Genomic DNA, 22,769 nt, shown 5'->3' on the forward strand with positions numbered 1-22,769 from the left:
GCTTGGTGGGGTTCGGACAAACGACGTGCCGACGCCACTGGATCACGTGACGCTCGTCACTGAGGCGGTGGGCGAGAGGGCCGCTTTTGCAGCGAGAGCGGGGGCTCGGCGAGACTGTAGGTTCCCCATAACTCATCCAGAGTGATCCGAGAGCTACTTACGCCATGCACGACGTGTCACCCACGCCCCTGGCCACTGAGGCCGAGCCCCTTGCCCACGGGCTCAAACAGCGTCATCTGACCATGCTGGGACTGGGCGGGGTGATCGGCGCCGGACTCTTCGTGGGTTCGGGCGCGGGCATCGCCGTCGCCGGGCCCGGCATCGTCCTCTCCTATCTGATCGCGGGCGCGATCGCGATGCTGGTGATGCGGATGCTCGGCGAGATGTCCGCCGCGATGCCGGCCTCGGGAGCCTTCTCGGTGCACGCGGAGCGGGCGCTGGGCCGCTGGGCCGGGTTCAGCGTGGGCTGGCTGTACTGGTTCCTGCTCGTGGTCGTTCTGGCGGTGGAGGCGACGGCCGCGGCCGCCATCGCCCACGGCTGGGCGCCCGCCGTGCCCCAGTGGACCTGGGTGCTGGTCTTCATGGTGGTCTTCACCGTCGCCAACCTCGCCGCGGTGAAGAACTTCGGCGAGTTCGAGTTCTGGTTCGCGGCGCTGAAGGTCGGCGCGATCGTGCTGTTCCTCGCGCTCGGCACGCTGGCTGTCTTCGGACTGCTCCCGGACACGGACCCGGTGGGCTTCACGCATCTCGTCGGCGACGGCGGCTTCCTGCCCAACGGCTGGGAGGGCGTCGTCTCCGGCGTCCTCGCGGTGGTCTTCGCCTTCGGCGGCCTGGAGGTCGTCACGATCGCCGCCGCGGAGACCGACGATCCGGCCCGCGCGGTCGGGCGCGCCGTACGCAGCGCCGTCTTCCGCATCCTCTTCTTCTATGTCGGCTCGATGCTGGTCATCGTGACACTGCTGCCGTGGACGGCACAGCAGGCGGGGCTCAGCCCGTATGTCACTGTCCTGGACTCGATCGGCGTGCCGCGGGCCGGCCAGATCATGAGCATCGTCGTGTTCGTTGCGCTGCTGTCGGCACTCAACGCCAATCTGTACGGCGCCTCCCGGATGGTCTTCTCGCTCGCCGAGCGCGGCGAGGCCCCGCGCGGCCTGCTGAAGGTCTCGGGCGGCGGTGTGCCGCGCCGGGCGGTCCTCGCCTCGGTCGCCTTCGGCTTCGTCTCCGTACTGCTCAATCTCAAGTGGCCGGATTCCGTCTTCCTTTACATGCTCAACTCGGTCGGCGCGGTACTGCTGTTCGTCTGGGCGCTGATCGCCGTCTCGCAGCTGCGCCTGCGCCGCCGGATCGAGCGCGAGGCCCCCGAGAAGCTGACCCTGAAGATGTGGGCCTTCCCCTGGCTGACGTGGGCGGCGCTGGCCGCCATGGCTGCCGTGCTGGTACTGATGCTGACCGATGACGCGGCGCGTGGGCAGGTCCTGTGGTCGGGTGGGGCGACCGCGGCGGTTCTGCTGATCGCGGGAGTACGGGAGTTGCGTGTGGGGCGGATGTGAGGGTGTGTTCACCATGTGTGAGCATCGTGCCCGTATAGCGGACATCCGTTCCGTGTAAGCGGTACACGCCCCCAGACTGTGGTCCGCTCCCCCGTCTCAGCTACTGAACAAGGGCATGCACATGTCTCGGACTTCCGCGCCCGCGCCCGTCGACCGCCCGGTCGGCACAGCGCTCTCGCACGGACTCAAGCAACGCCATCTGTCGATGATCGCCCTCGGCGGTGTCATCGGCGCCGGCCTCTTCGTGGGCTCCGGCGCGGGCATCGCCGCGGCCGGTCCGTCCATCGTCATCGCCTATGCGGTATCCGGGCTGCTCGTCATGCTCGTGATGCGCATGCTCGGCGAGATGTCGGCTGCGAACCCGGCCTCCGGCTCGTTCTCGGTGCACGCCGAGCGGGCGATCGGCCCGTGGGCGGGCTTCACGGCGGGCTGGTCCTTCTGGGTGCTCCTGTCCGTCGCAGTCGGCCTCGAGGGCATCGGCGCGGCGAAGATCGTCAGCGGTTGGCTGCCCGGCACCCCGGAATGGGCCTGGGTCGCCCTCTTCATGCTGGTGTTCTGCGGCACCAACCTGGCCGCGGTGAAGAACTTCGGCGAGTTCGAGTTCTGGTTCGCGGCCCTCAAGGTCGGCGCGATCTCGCTCTTCCTGATCATCGGCGGCCTCGCGATCCTCGGCATCCTGCCCGGCACGGAGGCCCCCGGCACCGCCAACCTCACCGGCGACGGCGGCTTCCTGCCGAACGGCTCGGAGGGCCTGGTCATCGGTCTGCTCGCGTCCGTGTTCGCGTACGGCGGTCTGGAGACGGTCACCATCGCCGCCGCCGAGTCCGAGCACCCCGTCGAGGGAGTGGCCAAGTCCGTGCGCACCGCGATGTGGCGCATCGCTCTCTTCTACATCGGTTCCATGGCGGTCATCGTCACGCTGGTGCCGTGGGACGACCCGGACGTCGCCAACCCCGACAAGGGCCCGTACGTCACCGCGCTGAACCACCTCGACATCCCGGGTGCGGGCATCGCGATGCAGATCGTGGTGCTGGTCGCCCTGCTCTCCGCGATGAACGCCAACATCTACGGCGCTTCCCGCATGGCGTACTCACTGATCGCCCGCGGCCAGGGCCCGAAGGCGATCGGCCGGGTCTCCGGCGGGGTGCCGCGCATCGCCGTGCTCGTGTCCTCGGTCTTCGGATTCCTGTGCGTGCTGCTCAGCTACTGGCGTCCCGACGACGTCTTCCCCTGGCTGCTGAACATGATCGGCGCGGTGATCCTCGTCGTGTGGCTGTTCATCGCCGTCTCCCAGCTGTTGCTGCGCCGCCGCACCGAGCGCGAGGCGCCGGAGAAGCTGGTCGTGAAGATGTGGCTGTACCCGGTGCTGACCTGGGTCGCCATCGCGGGCATGCTGGGCATCTTCGTCCTCATGCTCCGCGAGCCCGGCACCCGCGACCAGTTGCTCGCCACCGGTGTGATGACCCTGGTGCTGGCCGTGACGGGCTTCATCCTGCAGAAGAACCGCAAGCCGGCTCAGGAACCGACGGCTACGGCTGCGGAGCGCACGGAAGGTTGAGCGACAGCAGCGCCGCCCGGCGGCCGCCCTCGCTGAGCCGCAGCTCGCTCACCGCGGTGTTGCGCAATTGCGGGAAGACCCTGCGGTAGTCGCCGAGCGGGATGCCCAGCAGCTCGCAGAGCACCAGTCTCAGCAGCGTGTTGTGGGCGACCACCAGCACCCGCTCCCCCTCGTGGGCCGCCGCGATGCGGCGCAACGCAGAAGACCCCCGGGCCGCCGCGGCCCGGGGGTCCTCCGCGTCCGGGAAGGGGTTCGCCGCCGGGTCCGCGCGGAAGGCCGCCGCCCGCTGCGGATCCTCGGCCTCGAACTCGGCGAGGGTGCGGCCCTCGACGACCCCGAAGTCGCATTCGCGCAGCTCGTGTTCGCGGTGCGGTACGAGACCCAGCCCGCGGCAGGCGGGCTCGGCGCTCTCGATCGCACGGGAGACCGTGGAGGTCCAGATCGCATCGACGGGGTGCCGGGCCGCCCACATGCCCAGCCGGTGGGCCTGGCGGCGGCCTTCGTCGGTGAGCGCGACGTCGCTCACCCCGGCGTAGCGGTTCTCCGCGTGCCAGACCGTCTGTCCGTGCCGGGCCAGCAGCAGAGTCGTGCTCCTCGTGGTCATGTCGTCCTTTCGGTACGGGTGCGGGCGTGCGCGGCGACGGGCTCGGGCAGCCGGCCGCGCCGCTCCGGTTCGCCCACCATCGTCGGACACGACTCGGTGCGGGGGGTCTCGCGCGCAGCGCCTGGCGAGAGGCGTCGCACGCCCATCCATATATCGGCTCTCCCTGTGAACTTCTCACTCTGCACCGAGATTTTCCGCTGCGCGAGGGATTGACGCCCAACTTCCGCTGTTCCAAGCTCTGTTAACCAGTCGACAGAACGTGTTAACAACATCTCCGGCCGGACCGTGGAGGTCACGGATGGACATGCTTCCCGCGGCACACTCACACGACCGGCGAAGGTTCCTCGCGCTCACCGCGGCCGTGTCGGCCGCCCCGCTGCTCACCGCCTGCGGCGCAGGTTTCAAAGACGGCGGCAAGCAGGGCGACGGCTCGGCGGCCGACGACGTCACCGGCTCCTTCGACTGGAAGCGGGCCGAGGGCAAGACCGTCAAGGCGCTGCTCAACAAGCATCCGTACACCGACGCGCTGCTGGCGGACCTGAAGTCCTTCACCGAGAAGACCGGCATCAAGGTCGAGTACGACGTCTTCCCCGAGGACAACTACTTCGACAAGCTCACCGTCGATCTGTCCAGCGGGCGCGCCTCGTACGACGTCTTCATGCTCGGCGCGTACATGGTCTGGCAGTACGGCCCGCCGGGCTGGCTGGAGGACCTCGGCCCGTGGATGCGCAACTCCTCGGCCACCGGCGCCGACTGGGACCAGGCGGACTTCTTCCCCAATCTGCTGCAGGCCGACCAGTGGTCGCTGAAGGCGGGTGCGCCGCTGGGGCAGGGCGGCCAGTACGCGCTGCCGTGGGGCTGGGAGACCAATGTCGTCGCGTACAACACCGAGGTCTTCGCCAAGCTGGGCCTGAAGCCGGCCGAGACCTTCGACGAGCTGCGCGAGCTGGCCGGGACGATCAAGCGCAAGGCGCCGGGCGCGGGCTTCGACGGGATGTACGGGGTGGCGGTGCGCGGCTCGCGCAGCTGGGCCACCATCCATCCGGGCTTCATGACGATGTACGCGCGCAACGGACTCAAGGACTTCACCGTGGAGGACGGGAAGGTGAAGCCGGCGATGAATGCGCCGGAGGCCGTCGCCTTCACCCGGGACTGGGCGGAGATGGTGAAGAAGGGCGGGCCGCCGTCCTGGACGTCCTACACCTGGTACCAGTGCTCCAGCGATCTGGGGGCGAAGAAGGCCGGGATGCTCTTCGACGCCGACACCGCCGCGTACTTCCAGGCGGTGAAGGGCGCCTCCCCGGCCTCGGGGAAGATCGCCTTCCATCCGGGGCCGAAGGGGCCGGGCGGTTCGCTCGCCACCAACATGTGGATCTGGTCGCTCGGCATGAACGCCAGGAGCAGGAAGAAGACGGCGGCCTGGCTGTTCCTGCAGTGGGCGACGGGCAAGGAGCATCTGCTCAAGGGCGCGGTGCAGCACCACCACATCGACCCGGTGCGGAAGTCGGTCAGCGAGGACGCCGCGTACAAGAACAAGATGAAGGCGATCCCGGGCTTCATCGAGACCTTCGAGACGGTCGTCGACCGGACGACGATCCAGTTCACGCCGCAGGAGCAGTTCTTCGACGCGACGACGAGCTGGGCGGCGGCGCTCCAGGAGATCTACGGCGGCAAGAACGCGAAGTCGGTGCTGAACGGACTGGCGGGCGACCTGGCGTCGAAGGTGGGCTGAGAGGTGTCCTCGCTGAGGGAGACCGGCCACGGGGCGGCCTCACGCGAGGAGGGGAAGCGAGCGGCGCGCCGCGTGTCGCGCCGGCGCCGCTCGCTGCGCCCGTATCTGCTGATCGTGCCCGCGCTGCTGCTGACCGGCGGGATCCTCTATCCCTTCGGGCTCGGCCTGTACTACACGGTCTTCGACTTCGCGGCGAGCACGCCGCAGCCGGATGTGGTGGGTCTGGAGAACTACCGCCGGATCTTCGGCCAGTCCGCGTTCTGGGAATCGGCGCGGGTGACGGTGCTCTACGCGGTGGGAGCTGCGGCGGTCGAGACGGTGCTGGGCGTGGGGGTGGCGCTGCTGCTGTTCCGATCCACGCGGGTGGGGCGGGTGCTGGAGAAGATTCTGATCCTGCCGCTGATGATCGCGCCGGTGATCGCCGCGATCATGTGGAAGCTGATGCTTCAGCCGTCCGTGGGCGTCATCAACCACCTGCTGGAACCCTTCGGTCTTGGCGGGGTGCAGTGGACGGACACCCCGGCCGGGGCGCTGCTGACGTCGATCGCGGTGGATGCGTGGGTCTACACGCCGTTCGTGGCGATCCTGGCGCTGGCGGGCCTGCGCTCACTGCCGACGTCCCCGTTCGAGGCGGCGGCGGTGGACGGGGCGGGCTGGTGGTTCACCTTCCGCAGGCTGACGCTGCCGATGCTGTGGCCGTATGTGCTGGTGGCGGTGATCTTCCGGTTCATGGACTCGCTGAAGGTCTTCGACATCATCTACGCACTGACGGAGGGCGGGCCGGGCGACTCGACGGTGGTGCTCCAGATCCGCGCGTATCTGGAGGCGATCCGCTTCCAGCGCTACTCGTTCGGGATCAGCTACACGATCGTGCTGTGGGCGGTGGTGTATCTGGCGGCGATGGTGCTGGTGCGGTACTTGGGCCGGATCCAGACCCGCGCGGCGGAGGTGCGGAGGTGACACGCAACGACATCCCGGGCGAGGCCGCGGACGAGGCCACGGAGCAGGTCGCGGAGCAGGCCGCGGACCAAGTCGCGGACCAGGTCGCGGACGAGGCCGCCAACTCCGTCCGAGGGCCCGCGGCACCGGACACCCCGGACACCCCGGCCGGAGCCGGCGCCCTCCCGCGTGTGCCCGGGCGGCGGCGCCGACGGGTGGGCGGGATCGTCGCCGATGCCGCGCTCATCGGCTACTTCGTCCTCGCGCTCTTTCCGATCGCCTGGATGGTCATCCTCTCCCTCAAGCCCGCCAACGAGCTGTTCAGCACGTACTTCTCCTTCACGCCGACCCTGGACTCCTACCGCACCGTCCTCGGAGCCGGCCAGGACCAGGGCGTGCCCTTCGTACGGTTCTTCCTCAACAGCCTCGTCGTGTCGCTGGGCGCCGTCGGTCTGTCCCTCGTGATCGGGCTGCCCGCCGCCTATGCCGCCGCCCGGTGGCGGTTTCGCGGGTCGGAGAACCTGATGTTCACGCTGCTCTCGTTCCGGTTCGCGCCCGAACTGACCGTGATCATCCCGCTGTTCGTGCTCTACCAGCAGCTCGGCCTCTTCGACACCTACGTCGGCATGATCTGGGTCCTTCAGCTGGTCACCCTGCCGCTGATCGTCTGGATCATGCGCTCGTACTTCTCCGACCTCTCCCCGGAGCTGGAACAGGCCGCGCTCCTCGACGGCTACACACGCAAACAGGCCTTCTTCCGGGTGGCCCTGCCCCTCGTCAAGCCGGGCATCGCCGCCGTCTCGCTCCTCGCCTTCATCTTCGCCTGGAACAACTTCGTCTTCCCGCTGATCCTCACCTCCTCCGAGGCCCAGACCGTCACCGTGGGCGCCCTGTCCTTCCTCGGCGGCGACCGGCCCAAGTACAACCTGACGGCCGCCGCCGCCCTGGTCTCCGTCGTCCCGCCGCTCCTCCTCGCGCTCACCATCCAGCGCTATCTCGTCCGCGGCCTCTCCTTCGGGGCGGTGAAGTCATGACCGCGCCCGGTATCGCACTCCGCGGCATCCACACGTCGTACGGGAAGACCACCGCCCTCGACGGGCTCGACCTGGAGGTGGCCGCGGGCGAGTTCTTCTGTCTTCTCGGCCCGTCCGGCGCCGGCAAGACCACCACCCTCAAGACGATTGCCGGCCTGGAGCAGCCGACCGCGGGCACGGTCGAGCTGGACGGAACGGACATGGACGGCGTCGAACCGTACGACCGGGGCGTCGCGATGTGTTTCGAGTCGTACGCCCTCTATCCGCACCGCACTGCATATGACAATCTCGCCTCCCCGCTCCGCTCGCCGCGCCACCGCCTCCCCGCGATCCAGGCGCGCGAGCGGATCGGTACCATCGCCGGTCTCCTGGGCATCAGCGGCCTGCTGGACCGGCCGGTGGGACAGCTGTCGAACGGCCAGCGGCAGCGGGTGGCGCTCGGCCGGGTGCTCGTACGGCCCGCCCGCGCCTTCCTCCTCGACGAGCCGCTCTCCCACCTCGACGCCAGACTCCGGCAGGCGATGCGCGCCGAACTCAAGGCGATCGGGGCCGTACGCCGCACCACCACCCTCTATGTCACCCATGACTCGGTGGAGGCCCTCTCCCTCGGCGACCGGATCGGGGTGATCAGGGACGGACGGATCGTGCAGACGGGCACCCGCGAGGAGATCTGGCACCGGCCCTACGACACCTTTGTCGCCCGCTCGTTCGGCAGGCCGCGGATGAATCTGCTGCCGGGGACGGTGACCGGCGGTGGGAACTTCCGCTCCGTCGACGGGTCGTACGAACTGGCGCTGACCGTGCCCGCACCGCCCGGCACACCCGTCCAGCTGGGTGTGCGCCCGCGCGATCTCGCCCTGGGCGGGGAGGGGCTGGAGCTGACCGGCACGGTCTACATCACCGAAGTCCTCGGGCGGGCCGTCGAGGTCACCGTCCGCATCGGCGAGCAGCAGCTCTCGCTCGTCGCACCCCGCGCCGACACGGCGGGCCTGCGTCCCGACGATCCGGTCCGGCTCACCGCGCGGCCCGAGAACCTGCTGCTGTTCGAGGCCGACGGGCCGCGGAGACCAGGACGAAGGATCAAGGGGATCACCTCATGAGCAGCCGGCAGCAGCGCGGCCCCGCCCCCCGCCAGGCGGCGATAGCCGAGTACGTCCTCGCCCAGGGCGAGGGGACCGCCGCCGAGCTGGCCGAGCGGTTCGACGTCAGTCTGATGACCATCCACCGCGACCTGGACGAGCTGGAACGGCAGGGCGTCGTCCGGAAGTTCAGGGGCGGGGTCACGGCCCAGCCGTCCGGGGTCTTCGAGTCGAACGTCGCCTACCGGCTGAAGACGATGCGCGAGCAGAAGGCCGCGGTCGCCGCGCACGCGCTCACTCTCATCGAGCCGGGCATGGCGGTGATGCTCGACGACTCCACCTCCACCCTGGAGATCGCCCGCCGGCTCGGCCCGATCACCCCGCTGACGGTGGTCACCAACTTCCTCGAGGCGCTGACCCTGCTCTCCGAGGAGCGCGGCATCCATCTGATGGCGCTCGGCGGCGACTACGACCCGCTGCACTCCTCCTTCCTGGGGGTCTCGTGCGTGGAGGCCGTGCAGTTGCTTCAGGTCGACATCTGCTTCACCTCCACCTCCGCGGTGTCGGGCGGGTTCGCGTACCACCAGGAGCAGCACATCGTGTCGGTCAAGCGGGCCATGCTCGACTCGGCGGCGAAGAACGTGCTGCTGCTCGACCACTCCAAGCTGGGCCGGGTCGCGCTGCACCGCCTCGCCCCGCTCTCCCGCTTCGACCTGGTGCTCGTCGACGACGGCGCGCCGGCCGAGGCGCTGCGCGACCTCGACGAGCACAAGGTCCCCTACCAGGTCTGCGAGGTGGGCGGCGGTGACTGAGCTGACCCTGCACCGGCTGCGCAAGACCTACGCCTCCCGGGGCCGCCCCGTGGTCGACGCGGTGCGCGGCATCGATCTGGAGCTGCGCTCCGGGGAGCTGCTGGGCCTGCTCGGCCCCTCGGGCTGCGGCAAGTCCACCACACTGCGGATGATCGCGGGCCTGGAGCCGGTGACGGGCGGGGACATCCGGATCGACGGCGCGTCCGTGGTCCGGCTCCCCGCACAGCAGCGCAATATCGGGGTCGCCTTCGAGAACTACGCGCTCTATCCGCCGCTGACGGTCGCCGAGAACCTCGGCTTCGGTCTGGCGGCCCGCCGCCGCTGCGGCCGCGCGGAGATCGCTCGGCGGGTGGCCGCGATGGCGGACCGCATCGGCCTGGCCGAGCTGCTGGATGCGCGCCCGGCCGGGCTCTCCAGCGGCCAGAAACAGCGGGTGGCGTTGGCGAGGGCGCTGATCCGGGAGCCCGACGTGCTGCTGCTCGACGAGCCGCTGTCCCATCTGGACGCCGGCCAGCGCGACACGACCCGCCGTGAACTCAAGCGCATTCAACGGGACTTGGGGCATACGACGATCCTGGTCACCCACGACCAGGAGGAGGCACTCTCGCTCGCCGACCGGATCGCGGTGATGAAGGACGGCGTGATCCAGCAGCTCGGCACGCCGTACGAGATCTATGACGCGCCCGCGAATCTGTTCGTCGCGGACTTCGTCGGGGAGCCCGTGATCAACCTGCTGCCGGGAGTGGTGGAGGAGGACGGCGGCCAGGTGCGGCTCTCCCCTGCCGTACGCATCCCCCTGCCGCGCCCACTGGCCGCCGGCCGGTCGGTGGTGCTGGGCATCCGCCCCGAGGATCTGCGGCTCACGGACCACGGCGTACGGGCGACGGTCGGCGCGTACGAGCCGCTGCTGGAGACGGGCGTCGCCACCCTCGCGCTGGACGGGGTGGACCGTCCGCTGGTCGTGCAGACCGGACCGGAGGTGCGACTGGAGCGCGACCGAATCGTGCATGTGTCCACCGATCCACAGCACACGCATGTCTTCGACGCCGAGACGGAAGAGGCCCTGACGTGAAAGTCCTTGCTGCCGGCGACCACTTCGTCCGCAACAACCTCATCGCCGAGGCGCTGCGGCACGACCTCGCCGGCTCCCCCTTGGAACTCGCCGAACTCACTCTCCCCTGGCCGCTGGAGCCCTTCGGCAAGGTCGCCGAGGTCGACGAGGCGAGCGATGCCGAGGACGCGCTGATCGAGGCGCTCGACGGGGTCGAGGTGTGTGTGACCCAGATGGCGCCCTTCACCGAACGGGTGCTGGCCGCCGCCCCCTCCCTGCGGATGATCGCCGTCTGCCGCGGCGGACCCGTCAATGTCAACCTCCGGGCGGCGCAGGCCAGAGGCGTACAGGTGTGTTCCGCGCCGGGACGCAATGCCGCGGCGACGGCGGAGTTCACCGTCGGTCTGATGCTGGCGGCTCTGCGCCACATCCCCCAGGCGCATCACTCCCTTGCGGTGAAGAGGAGCTGGGATGCCACGCATTTCACGTACGACCGCTGCGGTACGGAGCTGGAGGACGCTCCGGTCGGGCTGATCGGCTACGGCGCGGTCGGCAGCCGGGTCGCCCGGGTGCTGGCCGCCTTCGGTGCCGAGGTGGAGGTGTACGACCCCTACGTACGCGGCGATGTGCACGGTATGCGCGCGACGTCGCTCGACGCGCTGCTCTCCCGCTCCCGGGTCGTCACCCTGCACGCCCGTCTCACCCCCGAGACGCAAGGACTGATCGGCGCACGCGAACTGGCGCTGCTGCCCCGGGGATCGGTGCTGGTGAACGCCGCGCGCGGCGGTCTCCTGGACACCGGGGCGCTGTGCGACGCCCTGGACAGCGGGCAGCTGACGGCGGCCGCGCTGGACACCTACGAACAGGAGCCGCCGCCCGCCGGGTCCCGGCTGTTCACCACCCCGGGTCTGGTCCTCACCCCGCATCTGGGCGGAGCCAGCCGTGCCGTCGCCCGGAAGGCGGCCCGTATCGCCGCGGCCGAAGTGGCCCGTCATGTCCGGGGCGAACCTCTCGCGCACTGTCTGACCTGAGGAGATCTGCGATGTACGTCGGCATTGATGTGGGCACATCGATGGTCAAGGCCGCGGCCTTCGACGAGCGGGGCGGCACCCTGGCCGTCGAGTCGCGTCCGGTGGCCCTGGACATCCGCGGCGGGCGGGTCGAGCAGGACATGGACGAGGTGTACGGCGCGGTCCTCGACGTCCTCGATGCGCTGACCGCCTCCGTGCGGGAGCCGGTCGAGCTGGTGGGCCTCACCGGGCAGGGCGACGGCGTCTGGCTGGTCGACGACTCCGGCCGCCCGGTCCGCCCCGCGATCTCCTGGATGGACGGCCGGGCCCATGAGCTCGTCGACCGGTGGCAGGCATCGGGGGTCTTCGAGTCGGTCTTCCGGCACACCGGCAGCGCGATGTTCCCGGGCTGCCCGGGGCCGGTGCTGGCCTGGCTGGACCGGCACGAACCGAAGTCGCTGGATGCGGCCGCGACCGCGCTGTACTGCAAGGACATGGTCTTCCAGCGGCTGACGGGCGTACGGGCGACGGATGTCTCGGACGCGTCGATGCCCTTCCTGGACCCGCGGACGCGGGCGTACTCGGCGGAGGTGGTCGAGGCGCTCGGGCTCGCCCACCGCAGCAATCTGCTGGCCCCCGTCAGCGATCCGGTCGCGACGGGGGTGCTTTCTTCCGGGGTCTCCGGGGCTTCCGGGGTCTCCGGAACGCGGATCGCCAACGGTCCGTACGATCTGCCCGCCTGCGCGCTGGGCGCGGGGGTGACCGCCCCGGGCGACGGTCTGCTGATCGTCGGCACCTGTCTGGCGTCCCTCGTCGCCACCGCGGACCTCGACCTGTCCGGTGAGCCGGCCGGTCTGTACATCTCGACGGACCGCCCGGGCCACTGGCTGCGCGCGATGCCCGCGATGGTGGGGACGGCGGCACTCGACTGGGTACTCGCCACCACGGGCGTACCCCACACGGAGGTCGATGCCCTGCTCGATGCCACCCCACCCGGTGCGCACGGCGTCCGTGTGCTGCCCTACTTCGCGCCTTCCGGGGAACGCGCCCCCTTCGTCGAGCCGCATCTGCGCGCCGAGCTGTCCGGCATCTCGCTGGAGTCGACCAGCGCCGATCTGATCCGCGCCACCTGCGAGGGCATCGGGTTCGCCGCCCGCCACTGCCTGGAGGCGGCGGGCCTCACCGGGTCGCTGGCGATCTGCGGCGGCGGCACCCGCTCGCCCGCCTGGATGCGTCTGTTCGCGGAGGTGCTGGGCCGTCCGCTGCGGATCGTCGAGGGCGAGGTGGGCGCGCGCGGCGCGGTTCTGGCGGCGGCGGAGCGGTACGGAGTGGGGCTGGACGCAGCGTCCTGGACCGCCCCGACGGCGGTCGTCGAACCTGACCCGGCGCGGTCGGGGTTCTATGCGCAGGCGTACGAGGAACATCTGGACCGCTTGGCCACCGCCCGTGCCCGTGCCCGCGTGCCCAGGACGTGACGCCGGTGATCGCCGGACCTCGAGTCCCGACGGCCCGAATCCGGGGTGCCCGCCCCGAGTCAGGGGGCCTTGAGTCCTAGTACTGCAACGGTCTTTGCTCTGATGGTTTGTTGGCTTCTGGTGGTGTGTGGCCGCGTCGTTTGTAGTGGCTGATGCGGGCTTGGTGTTGTCGTCTGCGGCGCCAGTGTGACCAGTGCAGGACGTGGTCGGTGCTTGGGCGGGGTCGAGTGAGGCGGGTGATCAGGCGTCTGAGTTCGGGGAGGGTCAGGGGTATGAGCTGGGAGGATCCGTTTCTGCTTTCCCGGTGTCGAGTTCACGGGCCCGCAGGACGGTGAGGCAGGCGTGTGCGGCCATGGCCAGGGTGATGTGGCGGTGCCAGCCGTCGTAGCGGCGGACCTGGTAGTCGTCCAGGCCGCACTCCTGCTTCGCGGTCTGGAAGCACTCCTCGACCGCCCACCGGCTGCCCGCGATGCGGATCAGCTCGTCGAGTGTGGTGTCGGCCGGGCAGTAGGCGATGTAGTAGGAGATCTCCTCGGGCCGGCGGACACTTCGGCGGGCGATCACCCAGTGACGACGGTCCTCGCGGTGCCAGGGACGGACCTCGACCCTCGCCCAGTCGTAGACCCTCGGGCCGTGGGCGCCGTTGCCGCAGGAACGGCGCTTCCACTTCTGCCGGGACAGCCCGGGAAACAGATCGTGAACGGGGTGGTCCATGGCCCAGCGGGTGACGACGGTGTCATGCCGGGTGGTGGCCATCACGTGGAAGACATCCGCCCGCTCCAGCTCAGAACGCCAGCCCTTGGAGAAGCCGTAGGCGGCGTCGGCGGTCACCCACCGGAACGGGATCCGGTCCGTGATCGCCCGGCGGACCATGGCCTTGGCCATCACCACTTTCGTCTCGAAGGCGACCGTGTCGTCGATGCCCGCGGCCCGGCACCGGTCGCGGTCATCGGTCCATGAGGTGGGCAGATAGAGGCGGCGGTCGATCAATGTGCGGCCGCGTCCGCCGGCATAGGCGAGGAAGACCCCGATCTGGGAGTTCTCCGTCCGGCCGGCGGTTCCGGAGTATTGGCGCTGGACCCCGGCCGAGCGGATGCCCTTCTTCAGGAACCCGGTGTCGTCCACGATCAGCACCGCATCCGGATCGCCGAGGTGCTCGACGACGTAGTCCCGCACGTCGTCCAGGACTTCGTCCGCGCTCCAGTCGATCCGGTTCAGCAGCCGGTGGATCCGGTCCGGGCCGCCATGCCCGGCCTCCTCGGCAAGCGTCCAGCCGTTCTTCCGCTCCAGCGGAGCTATCAGCCCCCGCATATAGGCGAGAGCCGACTCCCGCGGCTCCGACCTGGAGAAACGGTGCACGAACCGCTCGTGCAAGGCCTTCAGTTCACCGGCCCACGACCGGGCATCAGCAAGTTCCCCACCCATGACCTGATAAACGACCGACCTGCCCAACCGTCACGGCAAGCACCGTTGCAGTACTAAGACCAGCGCCTGATCATTTCCTGACCCTCCTGCTGCTAACGTGCAGATGCATAAGATGTGCAATAAGCAGTCGGAGGGACCGGACCGGACATGGCCACCTACACACTCCCTGAACTTCCGTACGACTACGCGGCGCTCGAGCCGGTCATCAACCCGCAGATCATCGAGCTCCACCACGACAAGCACCACGCGGCCTACGTCAAGGGCGCCAACGACACCCTCGAGCAGCTCGAGGAGGCGCGCGACAAGGATGCCTGGGGCGCGATCAACGGCCTGGAGAAGAACCTGGCGTTCCACCTCTCCGGCCACATCCTGCACAGCATCTACTGGACGAACATGACGGGCGACGGCGGCGGCGAGCCGCTGGAGAAGGACGGCGTCGGCGAGCTCGCGGACGCGATCGCCGAGTCCTTCGGCTCGTTCGCGAAGTTCAAGTCCCAGCTCACGAAGGCCTCCGCGACGACGCAGGGCTCGGGCTGGGGCGTCCTCGCCTTCGAGCCGCTCAGCGGCCGCCTGATCGTCGAGCAGATCTACGACCACCAGGGCAATGTCGGTCAGGGCTCGGTCCCGATCCTCGTCTTCGACGCCTGGGAGCACGCCTTCTATCTGCAGTACAAGAACCAGAAGGTCGACTTCATCGAGGCGATGTGGAAGGTCGTCAACTGGCAGGACGTGGCCAAGCGTTTCGCGTCCGCCAAGCAGCACGCCACCAACCTGCTGCTCGTCCCGTGACACCGGCGCCGTAGGCGCCCGCAGTCGTCCTGCTCGTGATCGTCTTCTCAACCTTCACTTGCAGGCGGATAAAACGGAAGGCCCCCGTGAGGACATGACTCGCGGGGGCCTTTCGCACGCGGTGGGGCGGTCAGTCGAAGACCGGTCCCTGGGTGCGGGTGCGCTTGATCTCGTAGAAGCCCGGGATGGAGGCGACCAGCAACGTGCCGTCCCAGAGCTTCGCCGCCTCCTCGCCCTTCGGGGCAGGGGTGACGACCGGGCCGAAGAAGGCGATCTGCTCGCCGTCCGCCCCCGGGACCGCGATGACCGGCGTACCGACGTCCTGGCCGACCTTGTCGATGCCCTCCTTGTGGGAGGCGCGCAGCTCGGTGTCGTACGCGTCGGAGTCGGCGTACTCGATCAGCTCCGCCGGCAGGCCGACCTCCTCCAGCGCGCCCGCGATCGCCTCGCGGGTCGGCCCCTCGCCGCGGTTGTGGATGCGCGTGCCCATCGCCGTGTAGAGGTCACCGAGTATCTCGTCGCCGTGCTTGTGCTGCGCGGCGATCGCCACGCGAACCGGGCCCCAGGCCTGCTTCATGACCTCGCGGTACTCCTCCGGGAGCTCGTCGAGCTTGGGCTCGTTCAGGACGGCGAGGCTCATCACATGCCAGCGGACCTCGACGTCGCGGACCTTCTCCACCTCGAGCATCCAGCGGGAGGTCATCCAGGCCCAGGGGCACAGGGGGTCGAACCAGAAGTCAACGGGCGTCTTGCCGCTCTCGGACATGTCTCTCCTCGTCAGTACGTCGCGTGTGCCTCCAACGGGCAACACCCCCGGCCGGCCGGGGATTCCCGGATACCGCGTGCCAGGTGCACATGGGAGGATCGGTCCTGTTCGAACGAGACACGAAGGAGTGCCCGTGCCCGGTGAGAATCTGTCCCGCGACGAGGCCCGTCGGCGGGCCGAGCTGCTGTCCGTCGACGGGTACGAGGTGGCCCTCGACCTGCGTTCGGCGGTCGGGGAGGCCCCGGAGGACTCGGGGCCGCGCACGTTCCGTTCGGTGACCACGATCCGCTTCCGGTCCACGGAGCCGAACGTCACGACCTTCGTGGATCTCCTGGCGCCCTCCGTCACCACCGTGACGCTGAACGGCGAGAAGCTGGACCCGGCCGTCTTCGACGGCTCACGGATCGCGCTGACCGGCCTCGCCGCGGAGAACGTGCTGGTCGTGGACGCGCAGTGCGCCTACAGCCGTACCGGCGAGGGACTGCACCGCTTCGTCGACCCGGAGGACGGCGAGGTCTATCTCTACACGCAGTACGAGCCGGCCGACGCGCGCCGCGTCTTCGCCACCTTCGAACAGCCGGACCTCAAGGCGCCGTTCCGCTTCGAGGTGACCGCGCCCGAGGGCTGGACGGTGTGGAGCAACGGCGCGGGCGCACTCGAGAGCGACGGGGTGTGGCGGTTCGCGGAGACGAAGCCCATCTCGACGTACATCACCGCGGTCGTCGCCGGTCCGTACCACTACGAGACCGACCTCTACACCCGGACGTTCGACGACGGTACGACGCTGGAGATCCCGCTCGGCGCGATGTGCCGCAAGGGGCTCGCCCGGCACTTCGACGCGGACGACATCTTCCTGGTGACCAAGCAGGGGCTGGACTTCTTCCACGACCACTTCGACTATCCGTACCCCTTCGGGAAGTACGACCAGGCGTTCGTGCCGGAGTACAACATCGGCGCGATGGAAAACCCGGGGTGTGTGACCTTCCGTGAGGAGTTCGTCTTCCGGGGGAAGGTCACCCAGGCGTCGTACGAGCGCCGGGCCAACGTCATCCTGCACGAGATGGCGCACATGTGGTTCGGCGATCTGGTCACCATGCAGTGGTGGGACGACCTGTGGCTGAAGGAGTCGTTCGCGGACTTCATGGGCGCGTTCTCCCTGGTGGAGGCGACGAGGTTCACCAATGGCTGGGTGACCTTCGCCAACAACCGCAAGTCGTGGGCGTACCGCGCCGACCAGCTGCCGTCCACGCACCCGGTCACGGCCGACATCCGTGACCTGGAGGACGCCAAACTCAACTTCGACGGGATCACGTACGCCAAGGGCGCGTCGGTCCTCAAGCAGCTGGTCGCGTACGCCGGACAGGACGCCTTCCTGGAGGGCGCGCGGCGCTACTTCAAGCGGCACGCGTACGGGAACACCCGGCTGGGCGACCTGCTGGCGGTGCTGGAGGAGACGTCCGGGCGGGACATGACAGCGTGGTCGCGGTCCTGGCTCGAGACGGCCGGGGTCAACTCCCTCACGCCCGTGGTCACTTATGACGCTCGGGACCGGATCACACAGCTCGCGGTGGTGCAGGAGGCAGCTCCCTCTCATCCGGAGCTGCGGCCGCATCGGGTGGCGGTGGGCCTGTACCGGCGGAATCCCGGCGGGGAGTTGGAGCCCTACGCGCAGGCAGAGCTGGACGTCGCCGGGCCGCGGACGGTCGTGGAGGAGCTGACGGGGGCGGAGAAGCCGGACCTGATCCTGGTCAACGACGACGACCTGACGTACTGCAAGATCCGCTTCGACGAGGGCTCGCTGGCGACGCTGCGGGCGCATCTGGACGACATCACGGACCCGCTGGCGCGGGCGCTGTGCTGGACGGCGCTGTGGAATCTGACGCGGGACGCGCTGATGCCGGCGCGGGACTTCATCGACCTGGTGCTGCGGTTCGCGGGGCGCGAGTCGGACATCGGCGTGCTGCAGATGCTGCACGCGTGGGCCCGGTCGGCGCTCGTGCACTACGCGGCGCCCGCCTGGCGCGAGGAGGGCGGGCAGCTGCTGGCGGAGGGCGCGCTGCGCGAGCTGCGGCTGGCCGGGCCGGGCAGCCAGCACCAGCTGACGTGGGCGCGGTTCTTCGCTGCGACGGCATCGTCGGCGGCGGACCTGCAGCTGCTGCAGGGCATGCTGGCCGGTACGGCGAAGATCGACGGCCTGGACATGGACCAGGAGCTGCGATGGGCGTTCCTGGAACCGCTGGCCTCGCACGGGGTGGCGGACGAGGGTGTCGTCGCGGCGGAGCTGGCCCGCGACGACACGGCCTCGGGCAGGCGCCACCAGGTGCGGTGCCTGGCGGCGCGGCCGTCGGCGGCGGTCAAGGACCAGGCGTGGGCGCAGGTCGTCGAGTCGGACACGCTCTCCAACGCGCTGGCGGAGGCGACGATTTCGGGCTTCGCTCAGCCGGGGCAGCGGGAGCTGCTCGCACCGTACGCGCCGAAGTACTTCGCGGCGATCGAGCGGGTGTGGGCGGAGCGGTCGATCCAGATCGCGATGGACGTGGTGAGGGGCCTGTACCCGAGCCTGCAGGACAACACCGCGACGCTGGACGCGACGGACGCGTGGCTGGAGGCCCACGCGGAGGCCCCGCCGGCACTGCGCCGTCTGGTTCTGGAGGCGCGGGACGACTTGGCAAGGGCGCTGCGGGCGCAGGCGAGCGACGCGGCAGCGGGGGCGGGTTCCTGAGGGGACGCCTTTCCCCACCCCGCCCCTTCCCGAACCGGGGTCAGGCCCCCGGACCCCGGGGGGCGGGGCGCCCCCGCGCCGGGGCGGGGGTCGAGAGCGGCAGCATTGCGCCGCCACGTCGCTGCGGCAGCGACTTCACGTCCGCCGGAGCACGCGCGCAGGCAGGTGACCGGGCGGGCCGGACACCGACCCGGCACAGGCCCCGGCCGGAGCGAGTGGCAGCCTCGCGCCGTCGAGCAGCCGGGGCGGCAACTTCGCGGGCCGCACGGGCAACCGCCGCAACCGCCCACGCCCGAATCCGCGATGGGCAGCGATCGTGCGGGAGGCGGGTGAGCGGGACAAGACGCCCCCGCTCCGGGGCGGGGGCGCGGCGACCTCGTCGCACCCCCGCACGAAAGAGGCCTTTTCGGCAGTCGAACGTCCGTACTTTAGGACGGTGTTGTCCTGAATTGTCGACGAGCTTGTAACAGCGGTTAGCGGAGCGGTCACACACGGGCATCCCCGGGACATGAACCCCAACACCCCGCTCTCCCCCCTCCCCCTCAGCCACCTCGCCGATGTGCAGCGGCGCGTGCTCTCCGTCGCACAGCTGCGGGCGCACGGCGTCTCCGCCGCACGGACCAGCGCACAGTGCCGGCCCGGCGGGCAGTGGCAGCAGCTTCTGCCCGGTGTGTATCTCCTGCATTCCGGTCCGGCCACCGACGAGGAGCGGCTGCACGGCGCGCTGCTGTACGCCGGGCGGCCGCCCGCGCCCGCCCAGGGGGCGGAGCCGCCCCCCGCCCCCGTCCTGTACTGCGAGGCCGTGATCACCGGGCTCGCCGCGCTCGCCCTGCACCGATTCCCGTCCGCTCCCCCACTGCTCTCCCTCGACCGGATCGACGTCCTCGTACCGCGCACCCGGCGGCTGCGGTCGGCCGGGTGCGTCCGGCTGGTGCGGGCTCACGCCCTGCCGCGACCGCTGGAGATCACGGGCGTGCCCGTCGCTCCCGTACCCCGAGCGCTCGCGGACGCCGTCGCGCAGCTCACCGACGCCGATGCCGTACGCCGCCTCCTCACCGAGGCGGTACGCGGCGGGCACTGCGAACCCGCCGTCGTCGTCAAGGAGTTGAGCCGCGCACGGCTGCTCACCCGGCGACATGTCGTGGACGCCGTCGACTCACTGCTCGCCGAGGGGCGGGCACTGACCGAGGACCGGCTGTACAACATGGTGAGCACCTGGGGCCTCCCCGACCCCGTCTGGAACGTGGATCTGCGCCTGCCCGGCGGCCCGCACCTCGGCGGTGTGGACGCCTACTGGCCCGAGCAGGCCGTCGCCGTGGAGCTCGACACCCGCGCACCCCGCCACGACGAGGAGGCACTGTGGTCGGAGTACGCCCGCAAGCGGGAGCATCTGGAGCGGCTCGGCATCACCGTCGTACACATCACGCCGAAGAAGCTGCGGGAGTCGCAGGAGCAGCAGGCGACGGTGGTCCGCACCGCACTGATGGCGGCGGCGGACCGGGACCCGGCCGCCTATGTGGTGGTCCTCCCGCGCTGACCGCAGAACTCCGCCTCCACGACCGACCAGGTGTCCCCCGACCAGTCGCCGTTGAAGTTCAGGGCGAGGGAGTGGCTCGCGTCCCGCGTGGTCATCGCCCCGGACGAGGAGCCGTGGATGCCGCCCCCGTGGCCCCAGACGTCCTTGCCGCAGCTCAGCTTGACCCGCAGCAGTCCCAGTCCGTAGCGGTTGTCCGGGCTCTGCGGGTCCATCGCGACGGTGGTGGTCATCTCCTTCAGCTGCTGCCGCGGCAGCAACGCGCCCTTCATCAGTGCCCGGTAGAAGCGCTGCAGATCGGCGTTGTCGGAGATCATCTCGCCTGCCGCCCAGGCGGCTGACGCGTTCAGTTCCGTCACGTCGTGGATCTTCGCCTCGGGGTCCTCGGACAACGTCGAGTAGGCCCGGCCGCTGGGGCGCGGCATCCGGGCGTCGGTGCCGGGCAGGGAGGTGGCGCGCAGGCCGAGCGGGCGCAGGATCCGGCGCTCGATCTCCCGGCCGTACGGACTTCCCGTCGCCTTCTCGACGACCATCCCGGCGAGGATGAAGTTGGTGTTGGAGTACTTCCATTCCGTGCCGGGCGCGAAGTCGGGCCGGTGGCGCATGGCGAGGGCCACCAGCTGCCGGGGCCGCCAGGTGTCGTAGCGGTGCTGGAAGAAGCCGTCGCCGAAGACCTTCGCCCGGAAGCCGGGGTCCACGGTGTAGTTGTAGATCCCGCTGGTGTGGTTGAGCAGCTGCCGCAGAGTGATCCGGCGTCCGTCGTGGCCGTGGCCGCGCACCACACCCGGGAGCCAGTCCTCCACGGTGTCGTCCAGGTGGAGACCGCCCTCGGCCTCCAGTTGGAGGAGCACGGTGGCCACGAAGGTCTTGGTGATGGACCCGACGCGGTAGCGGTCCTGCGGCAGGCGCTCGCGTCCGGTCCGCAGGTCGGCGACGCCGGCCGTGCCGTTCCAGGTGCCGCGGCGGTCCCGCGCCTGGGCCACGACCCCGGGCACACCGTCGCGCACGGCGGCTTCGATCGCCTGCTGGGCCGGGTGGTGGTCGCTGTCCGTTCCGACGTCCGCGGCGGCGGGGTTCACCAGGACGGTGGTGGCGGCCGCCACCACGGCCACGGCTGCGATCAAGGCCGTCCGAACCCTGCGTACTGACATATCAGCCCCCTGTCTTCGGCTGCGCGTCGGCAGCTCTGCGACTGCGGTCGACGGACAGGACTCCGGCGAGGCTTGCGGCGTTGCCCCGGGCGCGAGGGTTGAGCCGTTACCGGCCGTTACCGGCGAGCCGGCCGACCGGGGGCCGGGAGCGCCGGAGCGCCAGCCCGATGTCGACCAGCTCGACCCGCTCCAGGCCGGCCACCGCGTCCAGCGCGTGCCAGGCGGCCAGGTCCGTCGACCCGTCCGTCTCATGGCGCAGCTCGCCACCGGTGATCCGGCCCTCGTAGATGATGCGCAGCCCCTGGAAGTCGGCGAAGGCGCCGAGTCTGCGGGGATACTGACGGCGGATCGAGTCGAGGCCGAGCAGTGCGGTCATCTCGGACGCGTAGCCGGTCTCTTCCTCGACCTCGCGTACGACGGTGTCGAGCGGGTCCTCCCCGTGGTCCATGCCGCCGCCGGGCAGTGTCCACTTCTTGGCGCCGTCGCCCGCGACCCAGCGGGCGAGCAGGATCTGCTCCTCCCGTACGCACACGGCGTAGGCCGCGACCCTCAACTCCCTGTTCCGCAACTGCCTGTTCATTTGGTGAGGGTAGAGGCACGGAGGCCGACCGACTTCAGACGGGCGGGTCCTGGACGGGCGGATTGGCGGGCGAGTACTCGGGGGCGGACCAGCGCAGCGGGCTGGCCGCCTCGGTCTCGACGACCTGTTCGACGGTGAACCGGATGGTGCGGCCCGCATCGGAGTAGTCGGTGTGCGCGGTACCGGCGAGCTGGAGCGTGGTGCCGGTGCTCCAGTCGAGGAAGAGCAGTCCGGCACGGGGGTCCCTCTCCAGGTTGCCCAGCGTCAGGAACATCGCATTGCCCGGGTAGTCCTGCCAGCTCAGCGTCGTGGACGAGGTGACCTGCACGAAGCCGGGGTTGCCACCGCGATGGCTGGCGTCGACGCCTTCCGGTGTGCCGGTGGCGATGAAGAAGGTGTCGGCGGAGCGGACGAACTTCTCCTGGTCAGGGGTGAGTTGCCCGCCGCGCCGGGCGCGGTCGGCCGGGCCGGCTGCGTCCGGGCCAACGCCGTCCGGGGCGACTGCGTACAGCTCCCGCTTCTGCAGATACTTCGGGCAGTTGGCGAAGACCCGCTCGGCCTCGATCGCAAGACCGCGGGCGGACGGGCGGGCCGTACCGTCCAGCCGCATCCGGCGGCGGGTGCGCGGGTCGAGTGCGATCGTGCCGACGGGCAGGGGGCCCGCGGCGAGGGCGCCGGCGAGCGGGTCGCCCTGGTGGACTCCGCCGGCGACCGAGAGGGAGTGCGCCCCCGTGGCCCGTACGAAACCGGGCGGGCCGGTGAGCAGCGACGCCCACATCCGGCCCCTCGCATCCGCCGCGCCGAGCACCAGCATGGGCTGGAGGGCCAGGAAGGCGGCGGCGACCGGCTTGATGCCGTCGCCGATGGAGCGGCCCACGTGCGCGGCCTGGTCGGATACGCCGACGCGCCGCTGCACAGCGAGCGAGCCATGGTGGTACGGCTCCTGGTACGGGTCCAC

The 22,769-nt window shown here is 70.2% G+C and carries 19 protein-coding genes; 13 read left to right on the plus strand and 6 right to left on the minus strand.

Features of this window, described 5'->3' with window-relative positions; translation table 11 throughout:
* The first annotated feature begins 164 nt into the window (after positions 1-164).
* Together OG883_RS24980 and OG883_RS24985 are read left to right on the plus strand one after the other, a co-directional pair.
* Positions 165-1,550, plus strand: a complete 1,386-nt coding sequence (locus tag OG883_RS24980) for an amino acid permease (RefSeq protein ID WP_266544869.1) — start codon at positions 165-167, stop codon at positions 1,548-1,550.
* Between the two features lie 121 nt (positions 1,551-1,671).
* Entirely contained in the window at positions 1,672-3,108 is a 1,437-nt protein-coding gene (locus tag OG883_RS24985; protein WP_266544872.1) for an amino acid permease, read from the plus strand.
* On the opposite strand, the gene OG883_RS24990 is transcribed toward OG883_RS24985, so the two are convergent.
* Positions 3,080-3,712 (minus strand): histidine phosphatase family protein, encoded by a 633-nt coding sequence (locus OG883_RS24990; protein WP_266544875.1) that lies wholly within the window; start codon positions 3,710-3,712, stop codon positions 3,080-3,082. The two genes, OG883_RS24985 and OG883_RS24990, sit on opposite strands and share 29 nt — an antisense overlap.
* Positions 3,713-4,010: 298 nt before the next feature.
* On the opposite strand from OG883_RS24990, the gene OG883_RS24995 reads away from it, so the two are divergent.
* From OG883_RS24995 to OG883_RS25030, 8 genes are read left to right on the plus strand one after another with little or no spacing between them, the layout of a single operon-like run.
* Complete coding sequence (locus OG883_RS24995) at positions 4,011-5,444, plus strand: ABC transporter substrate-binding protein (protein ID WP_266544877.1); 1,434 nt, start codon at positions 4,011-4,013, stop codon at positions 5,442-5,444.
* 3 nt (positions 5,445-5,447) lie between these two features.
* The gene (locus OG883_RS25000) at positions 5,448-6,404 is read left to right on the plus strand and encodes a carbohydrate ABC transporter permease (RefSeq protein ID WP_266544880.1); all 957 of its coding nucleotides are present in this window, start codon (positions 5,448-5,450) and stop codon (positions 6,402-6,404) included.
* Positions 6,401-7,417: a carbohydrate ABC transporter permease gene (locus tag OG883_RS25005; RefSeq protein ID WP_266544884.1), complete on the plus strand. Its 1,017-nt coding sequence runs from the start codon at positions 6,401-6,403 to the stop codon at positions 7,415-7,417. Before OG883_RS25000 ends, OG883_RS25005 begins: the two co-directional genes overlap by 4 nt.
* Entirely contained in the window at positions 7,414-8,517 is a 1,104-nt protein-coding gene (locus OG883_RS25010) for an ABC transporter ATP-binding protein (protein ID WP_266544887.1), read from the plus strand. The genes OG883_RS25005 and OG883_RS25010 overlap by 4 nt, the downstream gene beginning before the upstream one ends.
* Complete coding sequence (locus OG883_RS25015) at positions 8,514-9,308, plus strand: DeoR/GlpR family DNA-binding transcription regulator (protein WP_266544890.1); 795 nt, start codon at positions 8,514-8,516, stop codon at positions 9,306-9,308. Before OG883_RS25010 ends, OG883_RS25015 begins: the two co-directional genes overlap by 4 nt.
* Positions 9,301-10,380, plus strand: a complete 1,080-nt coding sequence (locus OG883_RS25020; protein ID WP_266544894.1) for an ABC transporter ATP-binding protein — start codon at positions 9,301-9,303, stop codon at positions 10,378-10,380. Before OG883_RS25015 ends, OG883_RS25020 begins: the two co-directional genes overlap by 8 nt.
* Positions 10,377-11,390, plus strand: a complete 1,014-nt coding sequence (locus OG883_RS25025) for a 2-hydroxyacid dehydrogenase (RefSeq protein WP_266544901.1) — start codon at positions 10,377-10,379, stop codon at positions 11,388-11,390. The genes OG883_RS25020 and OG883_RS25025 overlap by 4 nt, the downstream gene beginning before the upstream one ends.
* An 11-nt stretch (positions 11,391-11,401) precedes the next feature.
* Positions 11,402-12,844 carry an FGGY-family carbohydrate kinase gene (locus OG883_RS25030; protein WP_266544904.1) on the plus strand — a complete coding sequence of 481 codons (1,443 nt, stop codon included), beginning with the start codon at positions 11,402-11,404 and terminating at the stop codon, positions 12,842-12,844.
* Between the two features lie 264 nt (positions 12,845-13,108).
* Here the strand turns inward: OG883_RS25030 and OG883_RS25035 are convergent, their stop codons facing one another.
* Positions 13,109-14,269: an IS701 family transposase gene (locus tag OG883_RS25035; RefSeq protein ID WP_266533120.1), complete on the minus strand. Its 1,161-nt coding sequence runs from the start codon at positions 14,267-14,269 to the stop codon at positions 13,109-13,111.
* A 147-nt stretch (positions 14,270-14,416) separates the two neighbouring features.
* On the opposite strand from OG883_RS25035, the gene OG883_RS25040 reads away from it, so the two are divergent.
* Entirely contained in the window at positions 14,417-15,058 is a 642-nt protein-coding gene (locus OG883_RS25040) for a superoxide dismutase (protein ID WP_266544907.1), read from the plus strand.
* A 130-nt stretch (positions 15,059-15,188) separates the two neighbouring features.
* On the opposite strand, the gene OG883_RS25045 is transcribed toward OG883_RS25040, so the two are convergent.
* Complete coding sequence (locus tag OG883_RS25045; protein WP_266544909.1) at positions 15,189-15,824, minus strand: DsbA family protein; 636 nt, start codon at positions 15,822-15,824, stop codon at positions 15,189-15,191.
* A gap of 133 nt (positions 15,825-15,957) precedes the next feature.
* Between OG883_RS25045 and pepN the strand changes: the two genes are divergently transcribed.
* Together pepN and OG883_RS25055 are read left to right on the plus strand one after the other, a co-directional pair.
* Positions 15,958-18,546 carry an aminopeptidase N gene (gene pepN / locus OG883_RS25050; protein WP_266544913.1) on the plus strand — a complete coding sequence of 863 codons (2,589 nt, stop codon included), beginning with the start codon at positions 15,958-15,960 and terminating at the stop codon, positions 18,544-18,546.
* A gap of 508 nt (positions 18,547-19,054) precedes the next feature.
* Positions 19,055-20,083: a hypothetical protein gene (locus tag OG883_RS25055; protein ID WP_266544915.1), complete on the plus strand. Its 1,029-nt coding sequence runs from the start codon at positions 19,055-19,057 to the stop codon at positions 20,081-20,083.
* Here the strand turns inward: OG883_RS25055 and OG883_RS25060 are convergent.
* From OG883_RS25060 to OG883_RS25070, 3 genes are all read right to left on the minus strand, one after another.
* Positions 20,059-21,231, minus strand: coding sequence for a serine hydrolase (locus tag OG883_RS25060; protein ID WP_266544918.1), 1,173 nt, complete (start codon positions 21,229-21,231; stop codon positions 20,059-20,061). The genes OG883_RS25055 and OG883_RS25060 overlap by 25 nt on opposite strands.
* Before the next feature lie 106 nt (positions 21,232-21,337).
* Positions 21,338-21,811 (minus strand): NUDIX hydrolase, encoded by a 474-nt coding sequence (locus tag OG883_RS25065; protein ID WP_266544921.1) that lies wholly within the window; start codon positions 21,809-21,811, stop codon positions 21,338-21,340.
* A gap of 34 nt (positions 21,812-21,845) precedes the next feature.
* The gene (locus OG883_RS25070; protein WP_266544924.1) at positions 21,846-22,769 is read right to left on the minus strand and encodes a pyridoxamine 5'-phosphate oxidase family protein; all 924 of its coding nucleotides are present in this window, start codon (positions 22,767-22,769) and stop codon (positions 21,846-21,848) included.

It is taken from the genome of Streptomyces sp. NBC_01142 (genome assembly GCF_026341125.1).
GTDB lineage: Bacteria > Actinomycetota > Actinomycetes > Streptomycetales > Streptomycetaceae > Streptomyces.